Below are 25,758 nucleotides of genomic sequence, written 5' to 3'. Positions count from 1 at the left end.
GGCATTGGCTGCGGCCGGGCGTCAGGGCGCCACGGCCGACGGCACCCGGATCGAGGTCTTCGCGAACCTTGGCAGCCTGGGCGACGTCGCGCCCGCGCTGGCGCAGGGGGCGGAGGGCTGCGGGCTGCTGAGGACGGAGTTCCTGTTCCTCGATCGCGCGGACGCGCCTGACGAGGATGAGCAGGCGGCGTGCTACGGCGGGATCGCGAGGGCGCTGGAAGGGCGGCCGCTGATCGTGCGCCTGCTCGACATCGGCGGCGACAAGCCTGCGCCGTACCTGCCCATCGCTGCGGAGGAAAATCCGGCGCTGGGGCTGCGCGGCATCCGTATCGGGCTGGCGCGGCCGGAAGTGCTTTCAACGCAGTTGCGGGCCATCCTGCGCGCGGCCTCATCGGGCGATATCCGCATCATGGTGCCGATGATCGCCCGCGTGGAGGAATTGCGCGCGGTCCGCCAGGTCCTCATCGCGGAGGCCGAGAGGCTCGGCGTCGCTGTCCCGCAACTGGGTGTGATGGTGGAGACACCCGCCGCCGCAGTCATGGCCGATCTGCTCGCAGCGGAGTGTGATTTCCTGTCGATCGGAACGAACGACCTCACGCAATATACGCTAGCCATGGATCGCGGAAACCCGGCGGTTGCGGATGGGCTCGACGGGCTGGACCCGGCGGTGCTGCGCCTTGTCGCTCAGACTTGCGCCGGCGGGAGCCGCTTCGGCAAGTGGGTCGGGGTGTGCGGCGGCCTGGCCTCCGACCCGCTGGCGGCGCCGCTGCTGGTCGGCCTCGGCGTCGGGGAACTGTCCGCCGCGCCGGGGCAGGTGGCCGAAATCAAGGCAACGCTGGCTGCAGTGACGGATGCGGGATGCGCAGCGCTGGCACGCGCGGCTCTGGAGGCGGCGAGTGCGGCCGAGGTTCGCGCGCTGGCGCTTGAAATGCTCAGGGAGGTGGGACTGTGAGGGGCTGGACGAGATCGCTGGGCCAGAGGCTGCAGGGCCTCGGCCGCGCACTGATGCTGCCGATCGCGGTGCTGCCGGTAGCGGCGCTGCTGCTGCGCCTAGGCCAGCCGGACCTGCTGGGGCTGGAGTTCGTGAGCGCGGCGGGCAATGCCATGTTCGCCAACCTTGGCCTGCTGTTCGCGATCGGCGTCGCCACCGGCTTCGCGCGGGATGGCAACGGCGCCGCCCCGCTGGCGGGAGCGGTGTGCTTCCTTGTCGCCAGCGAGGGCGCGCGGGCGCTGCTGGCGATCCCGCCGGAGGTTACCGCTGGCGTGGCTGCGAACCTGCAGGCGGCCGTCACGGCGGCCTGGAGCCAGTCGCAGATCGCGCGCCTCTCGGTGCCGATCGGGATCGTCTCGGGCATCGTCGGGGGGAGCGCGTACAACCGGTTCCATAATTTCCGCGCGCCTGAATATCTGGCGTTCTTCGGCGGGCGGCGCTTCGTGCCGATCGTCAGCGGGACCGTGGGCGTCGTCATCGCCGGGATCGTAGGCGCGGCGTTCCCCGCCGTGAACAGCGGCATCGACGGGATAAGCCGTCTTGCGCTGGCCAGCGGCGAGTGGGGCCTCTTCGTTTACGGCCTGCTCAACCGCCTGCTGCTGGTCACGGGCCTGCACCACATCATCAACAATGTCGCGTGGTTCGTGCTGGGCGATTATCACGGCACGACCGGCGACCTGCGGCGCTTCTTCGCGGGCGACCCGGACGCGGGCGCATTCATGACGGGCTTCTTCCCGGTCATGATGTTCGGCCTGCCCGCGGCCTGCCTCGCGATGTACCGCTCGGCCCTGCCAGAGCGGCGCAAGGCGACCGGAGGCATGTTGCTGAGCCTGGCTGCGACCTCGTTCCTGACCGGGGTGACCGAGCCGATCGAGTTCAGCTTCATGTTCCTCGCGCCCGTGCTCTTCGTGGTCCATGCGGTGCTGACGGGCGTGTCGATGGCGTTGATGTCGGCGCTGGACGTCCATCTCGGCTTCGGGTTTTCCGCCGGGCTGTTCGATTACGTGCTCAACTTCGGCAAGGCGCAGAAGCCTCTGCTGCTGTTGCCGGTCGGCCTGGCTTACTTCGCGGTCTATTACGGAGTGTTTCGCTGGGTAATCCTGCGTTTCGACCTCAAGACCCCGGGCCGAGAAGCCGTCGCAGGCATGGCCGAGCGGCGCGAGCGTCCCGCCGGGGAGCGGGGGCTGGCTTTCCTCGACGCGCTTGGGGGCACAGAAAACCTGCGCGAGATCGGGGCATGCACCACGCGCCTGCGCCTTGTCGTTGCGGAGCAGGGCTTGATCGATGAGGCGGAACTGCGGGCGCTGGGCGCCAAGGGCATCATCCGGCCTTCGGCGCATGGCCTGCAGGTTGTGCTCGGCCCGATCGCGGACGCGGTGGCGGACGAGATCCGCGCTGCGGCGCACGGCGGGGCAAGGACTCCCGTCGCCGCCGTGCCTTCGCCGAAAGTCGAGGCGGATGGGACCGAGGCGTTCGATCCTGCCCGACTGCCTGCGGATGTACGCAAGGCAATCGGACCCGACGCGGCGATATGGGCCACGCACGGGCGTCTTCTCGTAGATGCCTCCGCGAAACCGGACCTTGAAGCGCTGGCAGGCCATGGGCTGCGGCGCGGCGCGTTGGTGGGCACGCGCTGGCACCTCCTGTTCGAACCCGTCGCAGTGGAGCGCTGGCGCTCGCCGAGCTGAGGCGAGGACTGCAGGGAAGGTATTTTCGATACCAATGCGATACTAATGATATTGGTGTTGTCCCGATCCCTTTCCCGGCGTATGCCGGGACATAGAGGAGAACTATGGCAGCCGTGGACAAGATCGGCCCGCTTCGCGACAGCGAGACCGGCCCCCGCTACATGCGCCTCCAGCGGCTCATCCGTGACGCTATCGAAAAGCACCGGATCGCGGTGGGGGCGGCCCTGCCGACCGAGCGCGAACTGGTGGAGGAATACGGCGTCTCGCGCGTCACCGTCCGCAAGGCGGTCGATGGCCTGGTCGACGAAGGCATGCTCGAGCGGCGGCAGGGTGCGGGCACCTTCGTCGCCGCGCCGCGCGCATCCGATCAGGGCCAGCGCGTGGAAAAGAGCTTCTCGATCATGACCTCCTTCTCCGAGGACATGGCCGCGCGCGGACGCAAGCCGACCAACGTGTGGATCGACCGCTCCGAAGGCGTGGTGACGCCGGACGAGGCGATGCTGCTCGGCCTCTCGCCGGGCTCGCGAATCCTGCGCTTCAACCGCATCCGCTGCGCCGACGGCGAGACGATGGCGATCGAACATGCCGTCGTCCCGGGCTGGGCGCTGCCCTCGCCCGAGGTGGTCGGGGATTCGCTCTATGCCGCCCTCGATGCGGAGGGTCACCGGCCGGTGCGCGCGCTGCAGCGGCTGCGCTCGGTGGGTTTCAGCCCGGAACATGCCGCAATGCTCGGTATCTCGGCCGGCGATCCGTGCCTTGCCATCGAGCGCCGCGCGTTCCTGCCCGATGGCCGTCTGGTCGAGGCGACCAACTGTTACTACCGGGGCGATGCTTATGACCTCGTCGTCGAACAGGGCGATTACTGACCCGAACCTGTAATAATATCGCTTCCCACTTCGCATCGAAGCGCCTAAGGCGCGCTCCATCCCCGGGGGGCCGCTCATGCGCGGCTGAGAGGTGGTCAGCAGACCACGACCCGCTGAACCTGATCCGGTTGACACCGGCGTAGGGAGGGCTGGCGGCAGGTCCGTTATCCCTCCGAGTGGAGTGGACGCGAGACTATGACGGGCAATTTTTCGTATCTTTGTGGCGCGGCGCTGGCATTCCCGGCCCTATTTACGGCGGCGTTCGCGGCGGCTCCGGCGCTGGCTGACGAGGCCGATGCCTCGCCGATCCAGGTCATCGGTCATGCCGACCCCGAGGGCCTGCTGCCCGACCAGACCGAACCCAAGGCGGTCAGCGCGATCTCGTCCGAGTTCATCGTCAAGCAGGCACCGACGTTCAACGCCTTCCAGCTGGTGAACCTGCTGCCCGGCGCCAATGTATCGATGAGCGACCCTTACGGGCTCTCGGCCAGTTCCAGCCTGACACTGCGCGGGCTGGGGCAGGACCAGATCGGCGTGCTGATGGAAGGGGCGCCGCAGAACGACATCGGCTATTACAACGCCTATCCCTCGCAGTTCGCCGATGCCGAGAACGTGCGTCAGGTCAGGCTCGTGCAGGGCGGAGCGGACATCGACGCGCCGGTCGTCGCGGCGGCGGGAGGTCTGCTGTCGCTGACGCTGGACGATCCCAAGGAGCGGATGGGCGGGCTGGTCAACTTGTCGGTCGGTTCGTTCGACGAACGGCGCGTTTTCGCGCGCTTAGATACCGGCGAGATCGGCAATACCGGGCTCAAGGCCTTCGTGTCGTACTCCAACAACCGCGCCGACAACTGGCGGGGGCCGGGCTTCGACAAGCGCCAGCACATCGACGCCAAGCTGCTCGCTGAATGGGGCGAGGGCAACCGCGCCAGTCTGGCCCTGTCGTTCAACGAGGCCGAGACTTCGGGCTATCCGGCGCCGACGCTGGCCGACTGGCGCGCTTACGGTCGCGGTTTCAATTACAGCACGAAGTATACCGAGGGCGATACCGGGTACTGGCGCCTTTACCGCGCGCCGTTCCGTAACCTCTACGCCTCCGCGCCGGTGCATCTGAACTTCGGCAGCGGCCTGACGCTCGACAGCACCACGTATCTCCAGTTCGGCTACGGCAATGCGCCTTACGGGACGCAGTTGACCACGACCGGCAATTACCTCGGCACCGAGGAGCTGACGCAGCCGGTGGAACTGCCGGGCGCCGTGGACGGCCTCGCCACGGTGATGGGGAACTGGACCGGCAAGCAGATGCGGACCGGCAACGTCAGCAAGCTGACGCTGGAGGCCGGCGCGCACACGATCACGGCGGGGCTCTGGTTCGACTACGGCACGGACCGCGTGCAGCAGACCTACACCTCGATCGGTGCGGACGGGCAACCCTTCGACAAGTGGGGTTATCCGCGCAAGGCTATCCGCACTGCGGACGGCCGCCTGCTCGCTTACGAGAACGCGCGTACGGTCACGGTGACCAAGGGCTTCTTCGTCGCCGACAGCGTGACCGTCACGCCGCGCCTGACCGTCGATGTGGGCTTCAAGGGCGTGGATTTGCTGCGCAATGGCCGCAACCATCTGCCGGGGCCGCAGGACAAGGTGCATACCGACAGCTTCGCGGCGCTTCCGCGCGCGTCGGTGCACTACAAGCTGGACGAGCGGCAGCAGTTGTTCGCCAACGTGACCACGAACTTCCGCACGCCTAACGAGTTCGCGCTCTACAACAGCTACTATGGCGGCGAGGTGGTGCAGCAGGGGACTTCGAACCTCAAGAACGAGTACTCGGTCTCCGAGGAACTGGGTTATCGCTATATCGGGCCGAGCCTGTCATTTTCGCTGACCGCGTTCCATTACCACTTCCGCAACCGGCAGGTGGCGACGGTGATCAATAGCGGCGGGGCGCTGGTCAATTCTACGGTCAATGGCGGCAGTCAGACCAGCTACGGCCTCGATGCCGAGATCGACTATCGCCCGGCCAAGGGCGTGAGCATCTACGCCTCGGGCGAATATCTGCACACGCGGCAGGACGACGATCTGGCTATCGGCGGCGACTATCTGCCGACGAAGGGCAAGCGCGCGGTTTCGAGCCCCGAGTTCCAGTTTGCCGTGGGCAGCACCTATGACGACGGGCGCCTGTTCGGCAGCACCGCGCTCAAGTACGTTGGGCGGCAATATTCGTCGTTCATGAACGACGAGAGCATCAAGGGCTATGCGACGCTCGACCTAGCGATCGGTGTGCATCTGGCCGGGCTGATCGATGCGCAGCGCATGGACTTGCGGGTCAACGCGATCAACGTGACCAATCCGCGCGTGCTTTCGGGCGTGTACTCGGTCAGCAGCAACGCGCAGGACACCGTTGGGCGTAACGGGACGGTGATCTCCGGTTCTGCGCCCGCTTATTACATCGGCGGCGGCCGGGCGGTGGTGGCGACGCTGTCGCGCGCGTTCTGACATGAGCGGCGCGGTGTCTCGGGCGGACCATCTCGTGCACGGGATGGGCACGGAGCTTGAGGCGCCCGTCTGGCCCGCGATAACCGAGCCCGAGGCGGAAGGCGTTCTCGCGCACTTCCCGCAAGTCGGGCGAGTGGAAGCGCTGCGCTGGCATTCGCCCCGTCCATTCTCGGCCGCGACGCTGGTAGAGGCGGGCGGGGAAACTTTGTTCCTCAAGCGCCACCACCGCGCGGTGCGCTCCCGCGCCGCGCTGGGCGAGGAGCACGCCTTCATGGCACATCTGCGGGCGAAAGGGCTGAGCGTGCCCGATGTCATAGTGACGTCGGACGGCAGCGGAGCGGTGGCGCAGGGGGAATGGACATACGAACTCCATCGCCGGGCGCCGGGCATCGATCTCTACCGCGAGCGGCAGTCGTGGACGCCCTTCCTCTCGCATGATCATGCTTTCGAGGCTGGCGTCGCGCTGGCCCGGCTGCATGCGGCTTCGCGTGATTTCGCAGCCGAGGCGCGAGAGGATCGTCCGCTGGTCGCCAGCTTCACCATCGTGCCTTCGTCCGATCCGCTCGCAGCGGCCGAGGCTTATTTGGCAGCACGGCCGGCTCTCGACGCCTACCTCGATGGCAAGTCATGGCGCCGTGAACTGGCTCGACTGTTCGATGCGCTGGGCGAGGGAATTGTGGACCGGATCAAGGGTCGGCCTACCCTATGGACGCACAACGACTGGCACCCTTCCAACCTCTTATGGTCCGTTAGGGGCACCGTGAGTGCCGTTATAGATTTCGGTCTGGCGACCCGTACTTGCGCTATCCACGACCTCGCCACGGCGATCGAGCGAACGGCCATTCCCTGGCTGGAAATCGGCGGAAATGCGGGCGATCCGCAGGCGGCGCTGGCACTGATCGCGGGCTACCGGACGGTCCTCCCGCTGACTGGCGCGGACGTTCGGACGATTGCCCGTCTGCTGCCGCTCGTGCATGTCGAATTCGCTTTGTCGGAAGTCGATTATTTCGCAGGAATCCTCGCCGATCGCGGGCAGGCCGATCTTGCGTGGCAGGACTATCTCATCGGCCATGCGGAGTGGTTCCTGTCCCCGCCGGGACGCGATTTCCTGAGCCGGTTGGAGGCCGCAGCCTGATGTCGATACTGGAGATCGTCGCCGTCGTCGTCAGCTTCCTCGGCATCTGGCTCACTGCCCGCCGTTGGATGCTGTGCTGGCCGGTCAACCTGTTGGCCTGCGCCTTGTATTTCAAGGTTTTCCTCGACGTGCGCCTCTATTCCGACATGGTGCTGCAGGCGCTGTTCGGCGTCGCGATCCTCTACGGCTGGGCGTCCTGGGGGCGCGGGAAGGCCGATAGCGGCGACATCGTCGTCAAGCCGCTATCGCTGCTCGGCGCTGCGGTGGGCCTCGGCGCCGGGGCTGTCGGTGCCGCTGCGATAGGCTGGCTCGCCAGTCGCTACACGGACGCCGCCTTGCCGTGGATGGACGCGGGGCTGAGCAGCTTCAGCCTCGTCGCGCAGTACTGGACGGCGCGGCGGCAGTCGGCCAGCTGGCTGCTGTGGATCGCGGTGGACGTGCTCTACGTCGGCATGTTCGCGTTCAAGGACTTGTGGCTGACGGCGGGGCTCTACGCCGCGATGGTCGCTCTTGCCGTGCTCGGCTACCGGCGCTGGCGGGCAGCGGCGGCACGGCAAGGGCGAGCCGCAGCCTGATAGGCACGCCGTCACCGCCTTGGGCTCGAGATAGGTGCGAAACCTTCTAGCCTAACTGGCGGCCCCAGCTAGGTCGTCCGCGTTCGAACAGGCGCCGCTCTGTCGGGAGCGCTCACGGCCGAAATCACGGTGGCGCATACGAGGTCACCGATGACATTGAGGGTCGTGCGGCACATATCGAGGAAGCGATCGACGCCGATGATGAGGCCGATGCCTTCGGGCGGCACCCCGACGCTGCCCAGGATCAGGGCGACCACGGGAAGCGATCCTGCAGGAACGCCCGCAGTCCCGATCCCGGCCAGGATGCAGATGACCATCACGTAAAGCTGCTGCCCCAGGCTCAGGTCCACGCCGAAGAACTGCGCGAGGAACAGCACGGTCACGCCCTCGAACATGGCGGTGCCGTTCTGGTTGGCGGTAGCCCCGATCGTCAGCACGAAGCGCGCCACCTTGTTGGGAAGGCGGAGTTCCTCGTCTGCGACGCGCAGCGAGGTGGGCAGGGTGGCGTTGGAACTCGCGGTCGAGAACGCCAACAGGCTGACTTCGCGGGTCGAGCGGAAGAAGACGATCGGATTCCTGCGCGCAATGAAGGCGAGGAGCAGGGGGTAGACGCCAAACATCTGCAGGCCCAGCGCCAGCAGCACGACCCCCGCGAAGGCCGCGAGCTTGCCCAGCAGGTCCCATCCGAACTGCGCCGAGAGATTGAACATGAAGCAGAAGATCGCGATCGGCGCGAGTTGGATGACGATGCCGATCAGTTTCATCGCAACCTCGAAGACGCCTTCGATGGTATTCTTGAGCGTCTCGGTGCGCGGGCTCTGCACCAGCAGGAGGCCGATGCCGAAGAACAGCGCGAAGAACATGACGGCGAGGATGTCGTTCTCGCTCATCGCGGTGATCACGTTGGAGGGCACCAGCGCCAGCACGGCATCGACGCCGGTGGTCGATTTCGCGGAAGTCTGCAGGATGCTCCCCGCCGAATCCGCGCCCCTGGCAAGCAGTTCCTGCGCTGCCTGCCGGTCCACTCCCTCGCCTGGCCTGAGGATGTTCACGAGGGCGAGGCTGATGGCGACCGCGATCCCCGAGACGATCAGCGTATAGACCAGCGTGGCCACGCCGACCTTTCGCAGCGCGCGGATCTCGCCCATCTCGGCAATGCCGATGACCAGCGCCGAGAACAGCAGCGGCAGCACCAGCATGAACAGCAGGCGCAGGAAAATCTGCCCGATCGGCATCGTCACATATTCGACGAGGGGTGCGATCCAAGCGGCATCGGGCGCAAGCGTGTAGGTCAGCAGCCCCGAGCCGAGCCCGAGGACGAAGCCTGCGAGGATGCGAAGCTGCAGCCGCTTGTGACGCGTGCGACCGGGCGCGCTGTCGGAGGTTTCGCTGGCCTGATCCATGCCTTCGGTCTGTCTCCTGACGTCGCCTGCCTTTTGAGAGACAAAGTCCGAACCCGGCAAACGTTGCCTCAGGCCGGGAACATCACCGGCGGGGTTTCAGGCGTCCAGGGCGGTACGCGAACCATTGCAGCCTCGAACAATGGGGACGCGAGATGGCGAGCGAGCCAGTCCCGCACGTTGAGCGGGGCATTTTCGGCGAACCAGTCCGCATCGACCGCTGCGAACTGTCGGACGAAAGGCATGACCGCTGCGTCGGCCAGTCCGCGCGATGCGCCAGAGAGGTTTGCGGTACGATCGAGCCGAACATCCAGTTCGCGCAGGAAATCGAGGCCCCCGGCGCGGTGCCGCAAGGGGTCTCCGCCGTGACGCTCGGGGTACTTGTAGCGGTCGAGGTCGTACTTGAACGGTCCGTCGTTGACGGCGATGAGCGCGGGATCGTCGCGATCAAGCCAGCCTTCGGGATCGTTTGCGCCCAGCACCCGGCGCATGATGTCGATGCTCTGGTCGATGACTTCGCCCTCCGGCACGACCATCACCGGAACCGTGCCTTTCGGCGATATGGCGAGCATCGCCTCTGGCTTGGCGGAGAGCTTGACTTCCCGCAGTTCGCAGCGCGTCTCGCTCACGATCACCGCGAGCCTCGCCCGCATGGCATAAGGGCAGCGGCGGAAGCTGTAGAGGATCGGAGCGGGCACTGCGTCAGTCGCCGGACATGAGGCGATAGGCGGCGGTCATCAGTCGATCGACGTCTTCCGGGCTCAGCACATATTGCGGCTCGTATTCGAGACCGACGCGCCGCGATCGGCGCCACTCGTCGGCGTAGAGGCCCTTGTCCGGCCCGAACACCGAATGGACATGGCGGGCGAGTTCGGGGCGGCAGTCGGCGGAGCGCGCGAGCCCGAAGATGGCGACATCTACGACATGGGCGCCGACCATGATCCACAAATGGCCGTTCCATGCGGGCTCACCCCCGACTTCTCCGAAGATTTGCGGGCCATCGAAAGGCCGGCGGTCGCCCTGAACCGGCATGCCGTCGATGCTCAGCGTACCGGCTACCAGGACGACGGGTGCGTCAAGACGGCGTTCGAGTTGCACCGCAAGTGCCGTGCTCAGCAGCATTCCCGAACCGGCTTGCCTCGGGAAGACCTTGAGCAGATCGCCGGCCGTGGCCGCGATGCGCGCCTGGTCGGCCTCGGTCCATGCGTAAGCCTTGAATGCCTTGGCGGTGGCCCAGCCATGGGTGGCGGCGACGCGCTGGCCAAGTTGGGCGAGGTCTTTCACGGGAGGCATGGCATTCTCGGTAGGAGAGGACGGGGCTTGGCCCATAGGCCAGTCAAGCCGCCCGGCTCAAGCCCGTCCGGCGTAGATCATCCGTCCCTTGCCGAGAAACCGGAAGACATCGTCGAGCTTGTTCTCACCCACCGCGAAACAGCCCTGGCTGCGCCCGAGCTTGCCGTGCGCGCGGATCATGTCGTCATTCGCATACCACGCGCTATGGACCACGACCGCGCGGTCCAGCGCATTGTTGTTGGTCGTATCGAGCCCGATCAGGCGCTGCGAACGGCCATGCTTGCCGACGTAATAGTCGTCCGTGAGAAAGGCGCCCTCGCTTGACGCGTTGGAGCCGAAGGCGTTCGAAAACCGCTCGGCAAAGCCGGTATGGTGCGGGTCGGAACCCGAGCCGTGAGCGACCAGCAGCTTCGAGGCCTTGCCATCGATAACGTCGAGAAAATGCATGCGCATCTCGGAAGATGGCGCGTCGAAATCGACTATCGCGATGCGATCATGGGCCTTGATCAGCTTCGAATGCCGATCGAGCGAGGCGAGCGCCTTGCGCAGCAGCTTGGGATCGACGGTGGAGAATGTCGAACGCGGAGCGGCGGGACGCGCTTCGACCAGCTTCGGCGGTGCCGGAATACGCACGGGCGCTGGCGGCGCCAACGGCCCGAGCGATCTCGAGGTAGACTGCGCCAGCGCGCCGATTCCAACGGCCGCGCTTCCGGCCATGAGCATACGCCTGCTCAATCGGGAGGATTCTTCCGTCATGAGCCCGATATGGGGTTTCTCGAGGAAACTTCAAATCGGACCATATCCGTTACGGATATGCCTTGGGCCATTTTCGCAAGGGCTTTTCAGATCGAGCGGCGCGGATCGCTGCCGTCCCAGGCTGCCGCCGCGTCCTTGATCATGGCAAACAACTCGACCATCGGCGGCAGCGGTGCGATTACCTCGATCAGAGGGCTGAGGCCGTTGCGCGCGGTATCGAGATAGGCGAAGCGCGACAGCGGCAGGCGGCCTTCCAGCAGCACGGGCACGCCGTCCGCCCGTGCCTGTGCCAGCGTGGCCTCGTAGTCATCGATCCAGGTGCCGTAGTGATGCACGCCGCTTTTGCCGCTTTCCAGGAAATCGCGGTAGGTGGACGGCGCCGCGCCGGGCTGGATCAGTTCGATCATCGTGTCGCCGCTGTAGCTGATCGAGACGCCGCCGAAGATCGGTTCGTCCAGCGATGCAGGGCTGTCGGCGACGGAAAGTTCCTCGAAGGGAAGGGGGATCGGGAAGTCGTAGAACGGTCCGACTCCCATCGATTTCGTCCAGTGCTCGACCGCTTCGTCAAGGTCGGGGACGACGTAGGCGATCTGGAAAATCCTGCCATAGATGCGGCTCATCTCGGTCACTCTCCCGCTATGCCGCGTTCCCGCGTCCGGTCGGCACGGGTGGTCGCGATCCTTCTTGAAAAACATTCATGACTGTTTTCTACTGAATGTCCACCCCGAGGGTGAGTCGGACATGAGAGACGGCCGCCCGGTGGATCCCAGAGGAGAGGGATGACCATGATGAAGCTCGATTTCGACGACTGGAACATCCACGTCGGCACGCCGCATCCGTTCAACGCGCGGGTGTCGCCCGCGATCGACAACGGCACCGGGCGGCCCGACCCGCGCCGCTACCACGACCGCGCCTTCATGCGCGAGGAATGGGAGAAGGTCTTCGCGAAGAGCTGGCTGCTGGCCGGACCTGCCTCCGACATTCCCGAGCCGGGGGACTTCTTCACTTTCGAGGTCGGTCCGGAGAGCTTCATTGTCGTGCGCGGCGACGACGGCGCGATCCATGCGCACTACAATGTCTGCCCGCACCGTGGCAGCCGCCTCGTGACGTCGGACTTCGGCTCGCTCGACCGCTTTACCTGCCCGTTCCATTCGTGGAAGTTCGACCTCGAGGGCCGCAACGTCGCGGTGACCGATCCGGAGACGTTCCGGCCCGAAGTCCTGTGCCATGACCGCAATCTCACTTCGGTACGCTGCGAGGTGGCGGTGGGGCTGGTGTTCATCTGCATGGACCCGCAGGTCGAGCCGCTGAAGCAATGGCTGGCGCCGATCCTGCCGCATCTGGAACTCTACGACATCGATCGGATGTACGTGGTGCAGCACCGCCGCTCCGACTGGGGCGCGAACTGGAAGGGCGGGGTGGATGCCTTCGCCGAGATCTACCACCTCCATGCCGTCCACCCGCAGACGCAGTGCCTGATGGACGACCGCACCCAGATCGACCTTTGGCCGGGCGGCCTCTCACGCCAGTTCGTGCCCTTCGCGCAGCCCGCCGCGCGCTATGGGGATCAGGAGACGGTGAACCCCGGCATCCAGTCGATGCTGCGCGACGCCGGGATCGATCCCGAGACGTACGACGGCACCGCCGCCGAGACCCGCCGCGCGGTGCAGCAGGCCAAGCGCCGCCGTTCGGCAGACCTCGGGCTCGGCTATGAGCGGTTCAGCGACAGCCAGCTCAGCGATTCCGTGGTCTATGGTCTGTTCCCCAATGCCCAGATCGGCTGCCATCCGGAGGCGATCTTCCTCCATCGCTTCCTGCCGCATGCCAGCGATCCGAACCAGTTCACGTACGACACCTGTATCCTCTATCGCCACGTCGACGCGCCCGGTTACAGCGCTCCGGCATGGATGGGGCTGGGCGAGGACACCGACCTTTCCGGCGCCACCCGGCCCGAGATCGTCCACACGGGCCTCGGCGAGCCGCCGGGGCTTGGCGAAGTGCTGGACCAGGACTCTGATCTGCTGCCCATCGTGCAGGCGGGCGCCCGCTCGCGCGGTTTCCGGGGACCGCTGTGGAGCGAGCAGGAAGGCCGCCTGCGCCACTTCCACGCCGAACTCGACCGCCGGATGGAGGCAGGCGCATGAACTACGATCCGCGCAGCTGGACCGTCCACAAGGGCTCCGATCACCCGTTCGACCAGCCCGCCCCGGCGATCGACAACGGCACTGCACGGCCTGATCCCGCGCGCTACACCTCGCCCGAATTCTTCGCCCGCGAGCTGGACGAGGTCTTCGCCCGCACCTGGCTGCTCGCCGCGCCGTCCAGCGATATTCCCGAGCCCGGCGACTGGGTGAAGTTCGATACCGGACCGGAGAGTTTCATCGTCGTGCGGCAGGCGGACGGCTCGGTAGCGGCGCACTACAACGTGTGCCCGCACCGGGGCAGCCGCCTCGTCACCGGAGAGATGGGCAGCCAGGACAGCTTCACCTGTCCGTTTCACTCGTGGCGTTACGGGATCGACGGGCACAACCAGAAGGTGACCGACGCCGAGACCTTCCGCCCCGAAGTGCTCTGCCATGGCACCGACCTGACCTCGGTTCGCGCGGAGGAAGCGGCGGGCCTCGTGTTCATCAACATGGACGAAGGCGCGCGGCCGCTGGCCGAGTTCCTCGCACCGATCCTGCCGATGCTGGAGACTTACGGCATGGACCGGATGCACGTCGTCCAGCATCGCCGGTCGGACTGGGCGGCGAACTGGAAGGGCGGAATCGACGCTTTCTACGAGAGCTATCACCTTCACGCGATCCATCCGCAGACGATGGGGGTGATTGACGACCGCACGCACATCGACCTCTTCCCGCACGGCCTCTCTCGCCAGTTCGTGCCGATGGCCCAGCCCAACTCGCACTTCCCGGATCAGGAGAGGATCAATCCCGGCATCGCCATGCTGCTGGCCGACGCGGGCGTCGATCCGGACAGCTTCACCGGCACCGCCATGGAAAGCCGCTCCGCGGTGGCCCATGCCAAGCGGGATCGGGCGGCGCGGATCGGGCTGGACTACTCGCACTTCTCCGATGCGCAGCTGACCGATGCGACGATCTTCGGGATATTTCCCAATACCCAGATCGGCTGCCACCCCGAGGCGGTGTTCCTCCATCGCTTCAAGCCGCACGCCAGCGATCCGGAGCAGTTCACCTACGAAACCACCATCCTCTATCGCCACGTCGATGCCCCTGGCTACGGCGCGCCGGGCTGGATGGGGCTGGGCGCGGAGGTCGACGTGACGGGCGCGACGCGGCCCGAGGTGGTCCATACCGGGCTCGGCGAACCGCCGGGTATGGGCGAGGTTCTGGATCAGGACTCCGACCTGCTGCCGATCGTTCAGGCGGGCGCGCGTTCGCGGGGATTCCGTGGCCCGCTCTGGGGCGAGCAGGAAGCCCGGCTAAGGCACTTCCACGTCGAACTGGACCGTTGGCTGAAAGGTTAGATAGTACAAATGTTCCGGTTATGATCCTCTGACGGATTGACACCCGGCGCGGCGGCGGCAAGGAGGCGCGGATGGAACAGCCTCTCTATCGCCGCATGATGCCGTCGCCGGTGGGCGAACTCACGCTGGTGGCCGGCGACGCCGGGCTGGTCGCGGTGCTGTGGGAGAATGATCGGCCGGACCGGGTTCCCCTCGGGCCGCTGATCGATGAGGAGCATCCGGTTCTGGCGGCCACGCAGACACAGCTGCGCGAATACTTCGCGGACGGTCGGCGCGTGTTCGATCTGCCGCTGGATTTCCGGGGCACGGAGTTCCAGCGCAAGGTCTGGGCCGCGTTGCTGGAAATTCCCTTCGGCGAAACGCGAAGCTACGGCGAGATCGCGCGCGGGTTCGGCACTCCGGGTGCAAGCCGCGCGGTCGGCGCGGCGAACGGGCGCAACCCCATCTCGATCATCGCGCCGTGCCACCGGGTAATCGGCAAGAGCGGCAACCTCACCGGTTTCGCTGGCGGCATCGAGGCGAAAGCCTGGCTGCTGGCGATGGAGGAAGGGCAGCCGCTCCTGCTCTGACCGGTCAGAACGGCCTGATCGTCACGCCGTTGTCGATGACAAGCTCCGCGCCGGTGATGAAGCGGGATTCGTCCGAGGCGAGAAACAGCACCAGCGCCGCCACGTCCTTGGGATGGCCCGGCGTGCCGGGAGGCAGGACGCCGTCCGGGATTTCCTTCGGCTTGTCGAGGCGGCCTTCGGCGGTCTGCACCATCGGCGTCTCGATCGCGCCGGGATGCACCGAGTTGCAGCGGATCTTGTAGCCCTTTTCCTGGCACATCACCGCGACCGACTTGGTCATCGCCCGCACCGCGCCCTTGGCGGCGGAATAAGCGAAGAAGATCGGATAGCCGAGCAGGGCGCCGGTCGAACTCATGTTGACGATGGAGCCGCCGCTCCCCTTGTTCATCAGCGGAATCGCATGCTTACAGCCCAGGAACACGCCGTCGGTCATGATCGCGCTGACCCAGCGGAACTGTTCGAGCGTGGTATCCTCGACGTCGGCGCTGAGCACCACGCCTGCGTTGTTCACCAGCACGTCGAGTCTGCCGAAGCGCGCCTCGATCTCCTGCATGACGGCGATCCACTGCCCTTCGTCCGCCACGTCGAGCGCCATCGCCAGCGCGCCGCCACCGATGCGGTCGGCTACGGCGAGCGCGGTCTCCAGCTTCACGTCGGTGACGACCACGGTGGCGCCTTCACGGGCGAGCGCCTCGCAGTCCGCCGCTCCCAGCCCCGAGCCGCCGCCGGTGACCAGCGCGACTTTGCCTTCAACCCGGCCCATGTCTCTCTCCATCCGTTGTTTTCTAAAAACAGAGCAGTCATTCCCGTGAAGGCGGGAACCCATCTCCTGACGGTGCCTGTTGCACGCTCATCAGTTGGGTCCCCGCCTTCGCGGGGATGACGGGAAGAGGGAGCAGGGCTACGCCGCCCCGTCCTCGCTGAAATATTCCGGCATCCCGGCAGGCCAGATAACGCCCCACTGGGCCTGCCCGCCGTCCATGATGATGAGGTCGCCATTGATGAACCGCGCCGCCGGGGAGGCCAGGTAGGCGATCGCCTCGGCCACGTCCCAGGCGTTGCCGCGCATCCGCATCGGGTTGGCCTTGTGGAAGCGGGCGAGCGCTTCCTCCGGGTACATGCGGAAGCCCTCGGTCTCGATCACGCCGGGGCCGATGCAGTTGACGCGGATGTTCCACTGCGACCACTCGGTGGCAAGCGTCTTGGAGAGGTAGATCACCCCCGCACGCGCCGCGCAGGTGTGCGCCGCCTGCGGCATGCCGCGCTCGACGTTGGCGACGATGTTGACGATGTTGCCCGGCTTGCCGTCCTCGCGCCAGCGCTTGGCGGCTTCCTGCATCATCCACCAGGTCCCGTTGAGGTTGGTGTCGATCACCGCCAGCCAGCCCTTGCGGGTGAAGTCTATGGCGTCCTGTGGGAACTGCCCGCCCGCGTTGTTGACCAGCGTATCGAGCCCGCCGAAGTGATCGTGGACGGTGCCGATCAGCGCCTCGACGCCTTCGGGATCGCGGATGTTGGTCGATACGGCGAGGACTTCGTTGCCGACCTCTTCGCGCACGAGGTCCACGGTGGTCTGCAGCTTGTCCAGGTCGCGCCCGCAGATCGCGACGTTGGCGCCCAGCCTGGCCGCCAGAAACGCCGCCGCCTTGCCCATGCCGCTGCCCGCGCCCGTGATCAGCACCGTTTGCCCGGCGAGCATGTCGTCACGGTAGATCGTGGACTGCTGGCGCAGCGCCTCTTCGTCAAGGCCGCGCGCCGGACGGTCCGGGCCATCGTCTTCGGGGCGGAACACTTTCGCGGTGTAGTTGCTGGGCGCGTTCAAATCTCTTGTCCTCACGAATCGGGACAGAGGCCGACTTACGCCGCGTTGATCCTCTGCCCGCCACCACGGTAGCGGCGGGCGATCAAAAAGACAAACAAGATTGTTTTTACGAGACGGCGACGCCCTTGTGCCACGGCATCAGCGCGCGGATCTGGTTCTCAAGATGGGTCAGCATGGCCGGGACCTTGGCCTTGTCCATCGCGCCGGTTTGCACCGCGATGGCCATGCCTTCGAGGATCGTCTGGGACAGGTTCATGGCCATGTCGAACTGGGCCGGAGCATCGCGCCATTCGGGGAAAAGAGCATCAGCCTGCGCGTTGAAGCGTTCGCGGAATTCCTCCTGCAGCGGGAAGAGGATCGCGCCGAGGTCCTTGTCGGTGCGCGCCGCCACGGCAAGTTCGTGGAAGGCGATGAACGCGGGTTTCTGGACCTGCGCCCAGTAGACTTCCACCAGCGTATCGACGTCGTGCTCCTCCGGCTTCTCGGCGGCGCGGCGGAAAGCGCGCAGGCGCTTTTCGTGCAGTTCGATGATCGTCGCCTTGATGAGCGCGGCGCCGTTCTCGAAGTGATGCATCATCGCTCCGCGAGACAGGCCCGCCTCCTCGGCCACGCGCGGCGTCGTGGTGTTGGCGTAGCCGTGCTTGACGAGGCAGCGCACCGTCGCCTCGATCAGCCGCCCCCGCGTCTGTGCCGCCTTGGTCGCCTGCAGGGTCGTGCCGCCATTCTTTGCGGGAGACGCCTTGGGAGCGGCGGGCTTTGCAGTGCGGGTGGTGCGCGTGCGCGAAAGAGCCATGTGATTCGCCTGGAAAATGCTGTCGGCAGTGATTGCGGATTCAATCCGCTTACGCTCTGGACCGCCCGTTAGGCAAGCACCCGAAGGCCCCGGATCGCGGCCATTCCTGCGGATATCGCCCCGCTGGCATCACCTTGCCACCCCTGTAAACAAAACAGACATGACTGATTGTATTTTTCCCGCCGCTTGATAAGCTGGCGTCAAACACAGTTCGCATGATCGGGCGCTTTGCCGCGCGATCTGATAAGAGCACAGGACATGGGAGAGCGGGAATGGGCGATAGGCCAATCCTGACTATGGGCGAGATGGTGCGATCCTCGGCAGGCAAGTTCGGGGACCGCGATGCGATCGTACTGCCGGACCGGCGGCTGACGTATACCGAACTGAACGAGGCGGCGCGCAACTGGGCGCGGGCGTTCGTGGCGATGGGCGTGAAGCCCGGCGACAACGTCGGTCTGCTGCTGCCGACTTGCGTGGACTTCATCACAGCGTTCTACGGCATCACTATGACGGGCGCCGTCGCGGTGCCGGTCAACGCGCGGTATCAGGCGAGCGAACTGGGCTTCGTCGCCGCCGACGCCGATCTCGTGACGATCATCACCATCGGCAAAGTCGCCGACGGTCTCGATTTCAGCGCGCGTCTCGAAGCGGCGCTGCCCTCGCTGACGCAGGCGGAGGATCCCTGGGCGCTTGCCTTGCCCGAGGCGCCCCGCCTGCGCAGCATCGTGTGCCTGGACGACCGGTGCGCGCCTTACCTTGTTTCCGCCCGCGCGGCGCTGGGGGCGGGGCTGGAGACGCCCGAGGCCGAAGTGGATGCGCGGATCGACGCCGTCTCGCCGCAGGATACGGCGATGATCCTCTATACTTCGGGCACCACGGCCAATCCCAAGGGCGCGATGATCAGCCACCGCGCGCAAGTGGCGAACAGCCGCAATCTCGGTGTGCGCTACGAATGCACCGGCGAGGACAAGGTCTGGTCGCCGCTGCCGATCTTCCACATCGCCGGCATCCTGCCGATGACGATGATCCTCGACCTTGGCGGCGTCTACATGACGATCCCGCGCTTCGATGCCGGGGTAGGGCTGGCGATGCTGGGCAAGGAGGGCGCGACGATCGCCTATCCCAGCTTCGTCACGATCATGCAGGACCTCATCACCCACCCGACCTTCAAGGATACCGACCTGTCGAAGCTGCGGGTGATGAACTCCAACTTTGCGGTCCAGCCCGAATGGATCAAACTGGCGGTGGCCGAGGCCATGCCGCACACCATCCAGGTCGGCACGTACGGGCTGACGGAAGGCGCGGGCACCGTCTCCACCAGCCGTCTTTCCGACAGCTATGACGTGCGCACCGGCCGCTGCGGGGTGCCGCTCGACGAGTGGAATGTCCGCATCGTCGATCCAGAAACCGGCGAGGATTGCGGGCCGGGAGAGCAGGGCGAGATCGTGCTGGGCGGCCCGAACATCCTCAAGGGCTACTACAACGCCCCCGAAAAGACCGCCGAGGCCATCCGGGGCGGCTGGTTCTTCTCCGGCGACATCGGCTCGATCGACGCGGACGGCAACGTCATGTTCCATGGCCGCACCAAGGACATGCTCAAAGTCGGCGGCGAGAACGTCGCGGCGGCGGAGATCGAGGCCATGCTGCAGACTCATCCGGCGGTGAAGCTGGCGCAGGTCGTCAGCCTGCCGGACGACCGCTACGCCGAAGTCCCTGCCGCCTTCGTCGAACTCGCCGAGGGCGAGAGCGCCAGCGAGCAGCAACTGATCGACCACTGCAAGGGCCGCATCGCCAGCTTCAAGATCCCGCGTCATGTGCGCTTCGTCGCGGAGTGGCCGATGTCGACCTCCAAGATCCAGAAGTTCCGCCTGCGCGAAGGGCTGATCGCGGAGTTGCAGGCGGTTTGACGAAGGGCGTTAGCCCACCGCTCGTCATTGCGAGCGCAGCGAAGCAATCCAAGGCGGGTTACGCGGCCCTGGATTGCTTCGTCGGCTTCGCCGCCTCGCAATGACGTTGGGGAGAGGGGCATAGCTATCGCAATAAAAAAGGCAGTCGTGATTGTCTTTTTTATTGCATCGTCCGGGGCGAGGGGCTTACAGTCCTCTCAAGACTTCAAGGCCGCACTCCGACTCCGCGGCCATACGGAACAAGGAAGAAGCGAATGGATCTGGGACTGGCGGGCAAGAAGGCGATCCTCGTCGGCGCGGCGCGCGGCATCGGCTACTCGGTGGCCGAAGTCCTGGCGCGCGAGGGCTGCGACATCGCGCTCACCGCGCGCAGCGAGGATAGCGTCAAGGACGCCGTCGCCAACCTCTCGAAGTACGGCACCAAAGTCGTCGGCAAGGCCGTCAACGCCAAGCAGCCCGAGGAATACAAGGCCTGGATCGACTGGGCGATCGAAGCGCTCGACGGCGTCGATATCCTCGTGCCGTTCACCTCGGCCGGCGGCGGTATGGGCAGCGAGAAGTACTGGTACAACGCCTTCGAGACCGATGTGATGGGCGTCGTCCGCGCGGTCGAGGGCGTGATCGAAAAGATGACCGAGCAGCAGCGCGGCGCGATCGTCCTGCTCGGCTCGACCTCGGTGGGCGAGGCGATGGGTGGTCCGCAGGCCTACAACGCGATGAAGGCCAGCCTCGTCACCTGGGGCAAGCAGCTGGCGCTGTGGCACGGCAAGAACGGCATCCGCGTCAACGTCGTCTCCCCTGGTCCGATCGAGTTCGAGGGCGGCAACTGGGACATGATCAAGGGCACGATGGAGAAGTTCTACGCTTCCCAGCTTCGCCAGCAGCCTTCGGGCCGCCTCGGCCGACCGGAGGAAGTGGCCAAGGCCATCGCCTTCCTCGCCAGCGACGCGGCCAGCTGGTGCAACGGGTCGCACCTCGTCGTCGACGGGGGCTTCACCAACAGGACGCACTTCTGATGAAGCCGCATGTCATGGGCTGGGACCGGGCGTCGATGGACGTCAAGCGCGTCGTCGACGTGTTTCGCGTCGATCCCGAGTCCGTGGGCAACGGCACCCCGACGGAGCGTGCGCCCGATCCGGAGTTGGGCACCGACATAATCCCGGCCGCGCGCTATTACTCGCCCGAATTCATGAAGCTGGAGTGGGAGCGCGTCTGGACCAAGGTGTGGCTGCTGGGCGGCCGCTCCGACGATCTTAAGGAACCGGGCGACTACATCTGCACCGATATCGGCAAGGAATCCGTGCTGATCGTCCGGCAGGCGGATGGCTCGATCCGCGCCTTCCCGAACCTGTGCCTCCATCGCGGCAACCGCCTGCGTCCCGAGGGGCGCGGCAATGCCGAGAAGTTCCAGTGCATGTATCACCACTGGACTTACGGCCTTGACGGCAAGCTCGAGCATATCCCGGACTTGTGCACCTTCGTGCAGGGCGGCCCGGACGGCATGAAGCTGACGCCGCTGCCCTGCATCGAGTGGAACAGCTTCGTATGGTTCTCGCTCGATCCGAACGTCGAGCCGTTCGACGACTTCATCGATCCGCTGAAGCGCCACCTCGAACCCTATCATCCCGAGCGGATGGCGTGGATGCGCGACATCACCGTCGAGTGGGACTGCAACTGGAAAACTTCGGTCGATGCCTTCAGCGAGACTTACCACGTCCAGGGCATCCACCCGCAGCTCAAGTGGTATCTCGACGACGTCAACGTCCAGATCGACTGCTACGGCAAGCACAACCGCTACCTGATCCCCTTCGCGGCGATATCCCCGCGTGTGGCGATGCCGAGCCAGATCCCGCCCGCGATCCACGAGATCATGGTGCATGCGGGGATGGACCCGGCTGAATACGAGGGCCGTGTCTCCGACATCCGCCGCGACGTGCAACTGTTCAAGCGCGAGCATGGCGCAGCGCAGGGCAAGGACTATTCCGAACTCAATGACGAGCAACTGACCGACGACTACCACTACACGATCTTCCCGAACGTGTCGGTGAACGTCCACGCGGACGACGTCATGCTGTTCCGTCAGCGCCCGCACGCCTCCGACCCGAATAAGATGTATTACGACATCTGGATGTTCGGCCTCGTCCCCGAGGGCGAGGAGTGGCCCGAGCGTGTCCGCCACCAGCGCTTCAGGCACGGTGACAAGACTATCGGTCAGGTGCTCGATCAGGATGCCTTCAACCTGCCGACGGTGCAGACGGGGATGCAGTCGGACTTCTTCCCCGGCCTGCACATCGGCGATCAGGAACTGCGCATCCGTCACTTCCACAAGGTGCTGGACGACTACATCTACACGCACGGGAAGGGGCCGGATGACTTGTGACAAGGACGTCGTCCCGGACTTGATCCGGGACCGCTGGCCGAGCGTCACCCAACCCTCGGCAGGACGCGCCTAAAGACAGCCACCGGTCCCGGATCAAGTCCGGGACGACGATTTAAGAACACCAACGGGAGAAGCGGGCGATGCAACTGAACCGCGACGAACTGCTGGGCGCCTATCGCCGGATGAAGACCATCCGCGAATTCGAGGAACGCCTGCATGAAGAGATCAAGACCGGCGAGATCGGCGGCTTCACGCACCTCTACGCCGGGCAGGAAGCGGTTGCCGTGGGCATCTGCGATCAGTTGACCGTGGACGACAAGATCGTCTCCACCCATCGCGGCCATGGCCACTGCATCGCCAAGGGCTGCGACGTGAAGGGCATGATGAAGGAGATCTACGGCCGCGCCGGAGGTCTCTGCAAGGGCCGCGCGGGCTCGATGCACATCGCTGACCTCGAAGTGGGCATGCTCGGTGCGAACGGCATCGTCGGCGGCGGTGCACCGCAGGCGGTGGGCGCCGCGATCGCCGCGCGCATCGATGGCAAGGGCAGGGTGGGCGTGACGTTCTCCGGCGACGGCGCCTGCAACCAGGGCACCACTTTCGAGGCGATGAACCTCGCCGTCGTGACCAAGGTGCCGGCGATCTTCGTCTTCGAGAACAACCACTATTCCGAGCACACCGGCGATGCGTATGCGGTCGGCACGAACAAGGACATCGCCAGCCGCGCCGAAGGCTTCGGCATGAAGGCCTGGCGCGCCAACGGCTGTGATTTCTTCGACACTTACGCCGCTTTCACCGAGCTGCTCGAATATGTTCGCGCCGGCAATGGCCCCGCCGCGATCGAGCTGGATACCGAGCGCTACTACGGCCACTTCGAAGGCGATCCGCAGCGCTATCGCGGCAAGGGCGAACTCGATCGCATCCGTGCCGAGCGGGACTGCCTCAAGGCCTTCCGCGCGCGCGTGACCGGCGCCGCGCTGCTGACCGATGAGGATCTCGATGCGGTCGACGCCGAAGTCCTCGCCCTGATCGAGGAGGCCGTGGCCGAGGCGCGTGCCGACGAGCAGCCCGATCCCGCCACTGTCGCCGACGACGTCTACGTCGAATACTACTGAGGAACCGCAGATGGCCATCATGAACATCCGCGAGGCGATCGTCTCGACGCTGCACGCGGAAATGGAACGCGATTCCGACATCATCCTGCTGGGCGAGGACGTGGTGGGCGGCAACGGCACCGCCGGAGGGCCCGAGGCGATCGGCGGCATCTGGGGCACCAGTCCGGGGCTCTGGAAGAAGTTCGGTCCCGAGCGCGTGATCGACACGCCCATCAGCGAAAGCGCCATCATCGGCGCGGCGGCGGGCGCGGCGCTTTCGGGCAAGCGGCCGGTGGCTGAACTGATGTTCGCGGACTTCGTGGGCGTCAGCCTCGACCAGATCTGGAACCAGATGGCCAAGTTCCGCTACATGTTCGGCGGCAAGACCAAGTGCCCCGCCGTGGTGCGGCTGGTCTATGGCGCCGGGATGCAGACGGCGGCGCAGCACAGCCAGTCGGTCTATGCGATGCTGACGGCGATGCCCGGCCTCAAGGTGGTGCTGCCCACCACCCCGGCCGACGCCAAGGGCCTGCTGACCGAGGCATTGCGCGGCGACGATCCGGTGATGTTCTTCGAACACAAGACGCTTTACGGCGTGAAGGGCGAAGTGCCCGAGGGCGACCACCGCCAGCGCTTCGGCGAAGCGCGCGTGGTGCGCGAGGGTGGCGACGTCACCGTGGTCGCCTGCGGGCGCATGGTGAACTTCTCGGAAAAAGCCGGCGACAAGCTGGCGGCGGACGGCATCGGTATGGACCTGCTCGATCTGCGCACCACCAGCCCGCTGGACGAGGACGCGATCCTGGAATCGGTGGAGCAGACCGGCCGCCTCGTCGTGGTGGACGAAAGCCCGCCGCGCTGCAGCCTTGCCGCCGACATCGCCGCGATGGTGACCGAGCGCGCCTTCACCAGCCTCAAGGCCCCGCCCGCGATGGTGACGGCGCCGCACAGCCCGATCCCCTTCGCCCGCAATCTGGAGCGCGCCTGGGTGCCCTCGCCGCAGAAGATCGAGGATGCCGTGCGCCGCGTCCTCGCCTTCCGCTGAGGGGAGGGCACATGGCAAAGCTCACGCCCTTCACGATGCCCAAGTGGGGCATCGAAATGGCCGAAGGAACGATCGCCGACTGGATGGTGGCTGAAAACGCCCCGTTCGAACGCGGCACCGTGCTCACGCTGGTCGAGACCGACAAGATCACCAACGAGATCGAGGCGGAAAAGGACGGCCGCTTCGTGCGCATCCTTGCCGAAGCCGGGCAGACCTACCCGGTCGGCGCGCTGCTGGCGGTGCTGAGCGACGGCGGCGAAGCCAGCGCGGCGGAGATCGACGCGGTGATCGCGGCGTTCACGCCGTCCGAAAGTGGCTTCGGGCCTGACGGTGACGATACGCCTGCTGCACCTGCCGTGGAACCGGAAAGGCCCGCTACGCCCGCCGCGCCGCCGGTGCCTGAGGGCCTTGCTATCAGCCCCGCTGCGCTGGCGGAGGCGCAGCGCCTTGGCGTCGATTTGGCCACCGTCACCGGCACGGGCCGGGGTGGTCGCATCTTCGCGCAGGACGTGCATCAAGCTGCGCGGCCCGAGGCGCAGCCGCAGCTTGTCGGCGTCTTCGCGGCGACGCCGGACAGCCCGGTGCTCTCCACTCCTGTCGCCCGCCGTCTCGGCGCGCTGCACGGGTTGGACCTCGCCACGATCAAGGGCTCCGGCGCGCGCGGCAAAGTGCGGCGTGACGACGTGCTGGCGATCGTCCAGCAGGCCGCCCCGACACCCGCGCGCCCTCCGGCGCCCGCCAGCGCGGCCCCGGCCCCCGTCGCGGCAGCGTCCGCACCGCGTCCGGCATCGGGCAATGTCGATGTCATGCCGATGTCCTCGATGCGCCGGACCATCGCGCGCAGGCTCACTGAGGCCAAGCAGCAGATCCCGCACTTCTACGTACGTCGCCGCGTCCGTGCGGACCGTCTTCTGGCGCTGCGCACTTCGCTGGGGTCGGACAAGCCCAGCGTCAACGACTTCATCGTCAAGGCCTGCGCTCTGGCGCTGATGGAAGTGCCCGCCGTCAACGTGCAGGTTCACGGCAACGACATCCACCGCTTCGGTTCGGCCGATGTTGCGGTGGCGGTGGCGACCGAGAAGGGCCTCGTCACCCCGATCGTCTTCGGCGCCGACGATCTCTCCGTGGCCGAGATCGGGAGTGTGATGAAGGGCCTCGCCCAGCGCGCCCGCAGCGGCAAGCTCAAGCCGGAGGAATTTATCGGCGGCAGCTTCTCGCTCTCCAACCTCGGCGGGTTCGGGGTCGAACAGTTCGACGCCATCATCAACCCGCCGCAGGGCGCGATCCTGGCGGTCGGCACCGCCCGGCCCGAGCCCATCGACGACGACGGCGCGATCCGCATCGTGCCGGTGCTCCACCTTTCGCTCTCGTGCGACCACCGCGCGATCGACGGGGCCGACGGTGGCCGCTTCATGGCCGCGCTCGCGAACCTCATCGAACAGCCCCATTTGCTCTGACGGAAAAGAA

Annotated in this window: 23 protein-coding genes and 1 riboswitch; of the genes, 15 read left to right on the top strand and 8 right to left on the bottom strand. The window is 66.1% G+C overall.

Translation table 11 applies throughout. The annotated features are described in order from the left end of the window. From HWN72_RS25970 to pnuC, 6 genes are all read left to right on the top strand, one after another. The coding region (locus HWN72_RS25970; protein ID WP_211151728.1) for a phosphoenolpyruvate--protein phosphotransferase at nt 1-952 on the top strand (952 nt) is incomplete at its 5' end. Continuing rightward, nucleotides 949-2,679 (top strand): N-acetylglucosamine-specific PTS transporter subunit IIBC, encoded by a 1,731-nt coding sequence (nagE, locus tag HWN72_RS25965; RefSeq protein ID WP_211151727.1) that lies wholly within the window; start codon nt 949-951, stop codon nt 2,677-2,679. The genes HWN72_RS25970 and nagE, both read left to right, overlap by 4 nt. A gap of 104 nt (nt 2,680-2,783) precedes the next feature. Beyond that, entirely contained in the window at nt 2,784-3,545 is a 762-nt protein-coding gene (locus tag HWN72_RS25960) for a GntR family transcriptional regulator (protein WP_008830749.1), read from the top strand. A 53-nt stretch (nt 3,546-3,598) separates the two neighbouring features. After that, a riboswitch (TPP riboswitch) is annotated at nt 3,599-3,708 on the top strand. 32 nt (nt 3,709-3,740) lie between these two features. Continuing rightward, entirely contained in the window at nt 3,741-6,038 is a 2,298-nt protein-coding gene (locus HWN72_RS25955) for a TonB-dependent receptor (RefSeq protein ID WP_008830748.1), read from the top strand. A gap of 43 nt (nt 6,039-6,081) precedes the next feature. Continuing rightward, complete coding sequence (locus tag HWN72_RS25950) at nt 6,082-7,173, top strand: phosphotransferase enzyme family protein (RefSeq protein ID WP_375154546.1); 1,092 nt, start codon at nt 6,082-6,084, stop codon at nt 7,171-7,173. Continuing rightward, nucleotides 7,173-7,748, top strand: coding sequence for a nicotinamide riboside transporter PnuC (pnuC, locus tag HWN72_RS25945; RefSeq protein WP_211151725.1), 576 nt, complete (start codon nt 7,173-7,175; stop codon nt 7,746-7,748). Before HWN72_RS25950 ends, pnuC begins: the two co-directional genes overlap by 1 nt. A 68-nt stretch (nt 7,749-7,816) precedes the next feature. On the opposite strand, the gene HWN72_RS25940 is transcribed toward pnuC, so the two are convergent. The 5 genes from HWN72_RS25940 to HWN72_RS25920 all read right to left on the bottom strand — a co-directional run bounded on the left by HWN72_RS25940 (nt 7,817) and on the right by HWN72_RS25920 (nt 11,817). Further along, nucleotides 7,817-9,151, bottom strand: coding sequence for a dicarboxylate/amino acid:cation symporter (locus HWN72_RS25940; RefSeq protein WP_211151724.1), 1,335 nt, complete (start codon nt 9,149-9,151; stop codon nt 7,817-7,819). A gap of 68 nt (nt 9,152-9,219) precedes the next feature. Beyond that, entirely contained in the window at nt 9,220-9,846 is a 627-nt protein-coding gene (locus HWN72_RS25935; RefSeq protein WP_211151723.1) for a glutathione S-transferase, read from the bottom strand. Nucleotides 9,847-9,850: 4 nt separating this feature from the next. After that, nucleotides 9,851-10,441: a hypothetical protein gene (locus HWN72_RS25930; RefSeq protein WP_211151722.1), complete on the bottom strand. Its 591-nt coding sequence runs from the start codon at nt 10,439-10,441 to the stop codon at nt 9,851-9,853. A gap of 57 nt (nt 10,442-10,498) precedes the next feature. Next, the gene (locus tag HWN72_RS25925; protein ID WP_211151731.1) at nt 10,499-11,164 is read right to left on the bottom strand and encodes a murein L,D-transpeptidase catalytic domain family protein; all 666 of its coding nucleotides are present in this window, start codon (nt 11,162-11,164) and stop codon (nt 10,499-10,501) included. A gap of 119 nt (nt 11,165-11,283) precedes the next feature. Then, complete coding sequence (locus HWN72_RS25920) at nt 11,284-11,817, bottom strand: VOC family protein (RefSeq protein ID WP_211151721.1); 534 nt, start codon at nt 11,815-11,817, stop codon at nt 11,284-11,286. Between the two features lie 168 nt (nt 11,818-11,985). Here HWN72_RS25920 and HWN72_RS25915 point away from each other — a divergent pair, with 168 nt between their 5' ends. The 3 genes from HWN72_RS25915 (at nt 11,986) to HWN72_RS25905 (ending at nt 15,253) form a co-directional block, all read left to right on the top strand. After that, nucleotides 11,986-13,341 (top strand): SRPBCC family protein, encoded by a 1,356-nt coding sequence (locus HWN72_RS25915; protein WP_211151730.1) that lies wholly within the window; start codon nt 11,986-11,988, stop codon nt 13,339-13,341. Then, nucleotides 13,338-14,684, top strand: a complete 1,347-nt coding sequence (locus HWN72_RS25910; protein ID WP_211151720.1) for an SRPBCC family protein — start codon at nt 13,338-13,340, stop codon at nt 14,682-14,684. The genes HWN72_RS25915 and HWN72_RS25910 overlap by 4 nt, the downstream gene beginning before the upstream one ends. Nucleotides 14,685-14,755: 71 nt before the next feature. Beyond that, nucleotides 14,756-15,253: a methylated-DNA--[protein]-cysteine S-methyltransferase gene (locus tag HWN72_RS25905; RefSeq protein ID WP_211151719.1), complete on the top strand. Its 498-nt coding sequence runs from the start codon at nt 14,756-14,758 to the stop codon at nt 15,251-15,253. 4 nt (nt 15,254-15,257) lie between these two features. Here HWN72_RS25905 and HWN72_RS25900 read toward each other — a convergent pair whose 3' ends face one another. The 3 genes from HWN72_RS25900 to HWN72_RS25890 all read right to left on the bottom strand — a co-directional run bounded on the left by HWN72_RS25900 (nt 15,258) and on the right by HWN72_RS25890 (nt 17,868). Then, nucleotides 15,258-16,016 carry an SDR family oxidoreductase gene (locus HWN72_RS25900; RefSeq protein ID WP_008830388.1) on the bottom strand — a complete coding sequence of 253 codons (759 nt, stop codon included), beginning with the start codon at nt 16,014-16,016 and terminating at the stop codon, nt 15,258-15,260. Between the two features lie 138 nt (nt 16,017-16,154). Continuing rightward, the gene (locus HWN72_RS25895) at nt 16,155-17,075 is read right to left on the bottom strand and encodes an SDR family oxidoreductase (protein ID WP_211151718.1); all 921 of its coding nucleotides are present in this window, start codon (nt 17,073-17,075) and stop codon (nt 16,155-16,157) included. Nucleotides 17,076-17,181: 106 nt separating this feature from the next. Continuing rightward, nucleotides 17,182-17,868, bottom strand: a complete 687-nt coding sequence (locus HWN72_RS25890) for a TetR/AcrR family transcriptional regulator (RefSeq protein ID WP_008830390.1) — start codon at nt 17,866-17,868, stop codon at nt 17,182-17,184. Between the two features lie 272 nt (nt 17,869-18,140). On the opposite strand from HWN72_RS25890, the gene HWN72_RS25885 reads away from it, so the two are divergent. From HWN72_RS25885 to HWN72_RS25860, 6 genes are all read left to right on the top strand, one after another. Then, entirely contained in the window at nt 18,141-19,775 is a 1,635-nt protein-coding gene (locus HWN72_RS25885) for a class I adenylate-forming enzyme family protein (protein ID WP_036526583.1), read from the top strand. A gap of 254 nt (nt 19,776-20,029) precedes the next feature. Next, the gene (locus tag HWN72_RS25880; protein ID WP_008830392.1) at nt 20,030-20,791 is read left to right on the top strand and encodes an SDR family NAD(P)-dependent oxidoreductase; all 762 of its coding nucleotides are present in this window, start codon (nt 20,030-20,032) and stop codon (nt 20,789-20,791) included. Next, on the top strand, nt 20,791-22,155 hold the full coding sequence (locus HWN72_RS25875) for an SRPBCC family protein (RefSeq protein WP_248006343.1): 1,365 nt from the start codon (nt 20,791-20,793) through the stop codon (nt 22,153-22,155). The genes HWN72_RS25880 and HWN72_RS25875 overlap by 1 nt, the downstream gene beginning before the upstream one ends. 140 nt (nt 22,156-22,295) lie before the next feature. Then, nucleotides 22,296-23,270, top strand: a complete 975-nt coding sequence (locus HWN72_RS25870) for a thiamine pyrophosphate-dependent dehydrogenase E1 component subunit alpha (RefSeq protein ID WP_211151717.1) — start codon at nt 22,296-22,298, stop codon at nt 23,268-23,270. A 10-nt stretch (nt 23,271-23,280) separates the two neighbouring features. After that, entirely contained in the window at nt 23,281-24,291 is a 1,011-nt protein-coding gene (locus HWN72_RS25865) for an alpha-ketoacid dehydrogenase subunit beta (RefSeq protein WP_211151716.1), read from the top strand. An 11-nt stretch (nt 24,292-24,302) separates the two neighbouring features. Further along, on the top strand, nt 24,303-25,748 hold the full coding sequence (locus tag HWN72_RS25860) for a 2-oxo acid dehydrogenase subunit E2 (protein WP_211151715.1): 1,446 nt from the start codon (nt 24,303-24,305) through the stop codon (nt 25,746-25,748). The last annotated feature ends 10 nt before the right edge of the window (nt 25,749-25,758 follow it).

Origin of the sequence: Novosphingobium sp. HR1a (assembly GCF_015594425.1) — a bacterium.
Lineage (GTDB): Bacteria > Pseudomonadota > Alphaproteobacteria > Sphingomonadales > Sphingomonadaceae > Novosphingobium > Novosphingobium resinovorum_A.
This window is presented reverse-complemented; position numbering and strand designations above follow the sequence as displayed.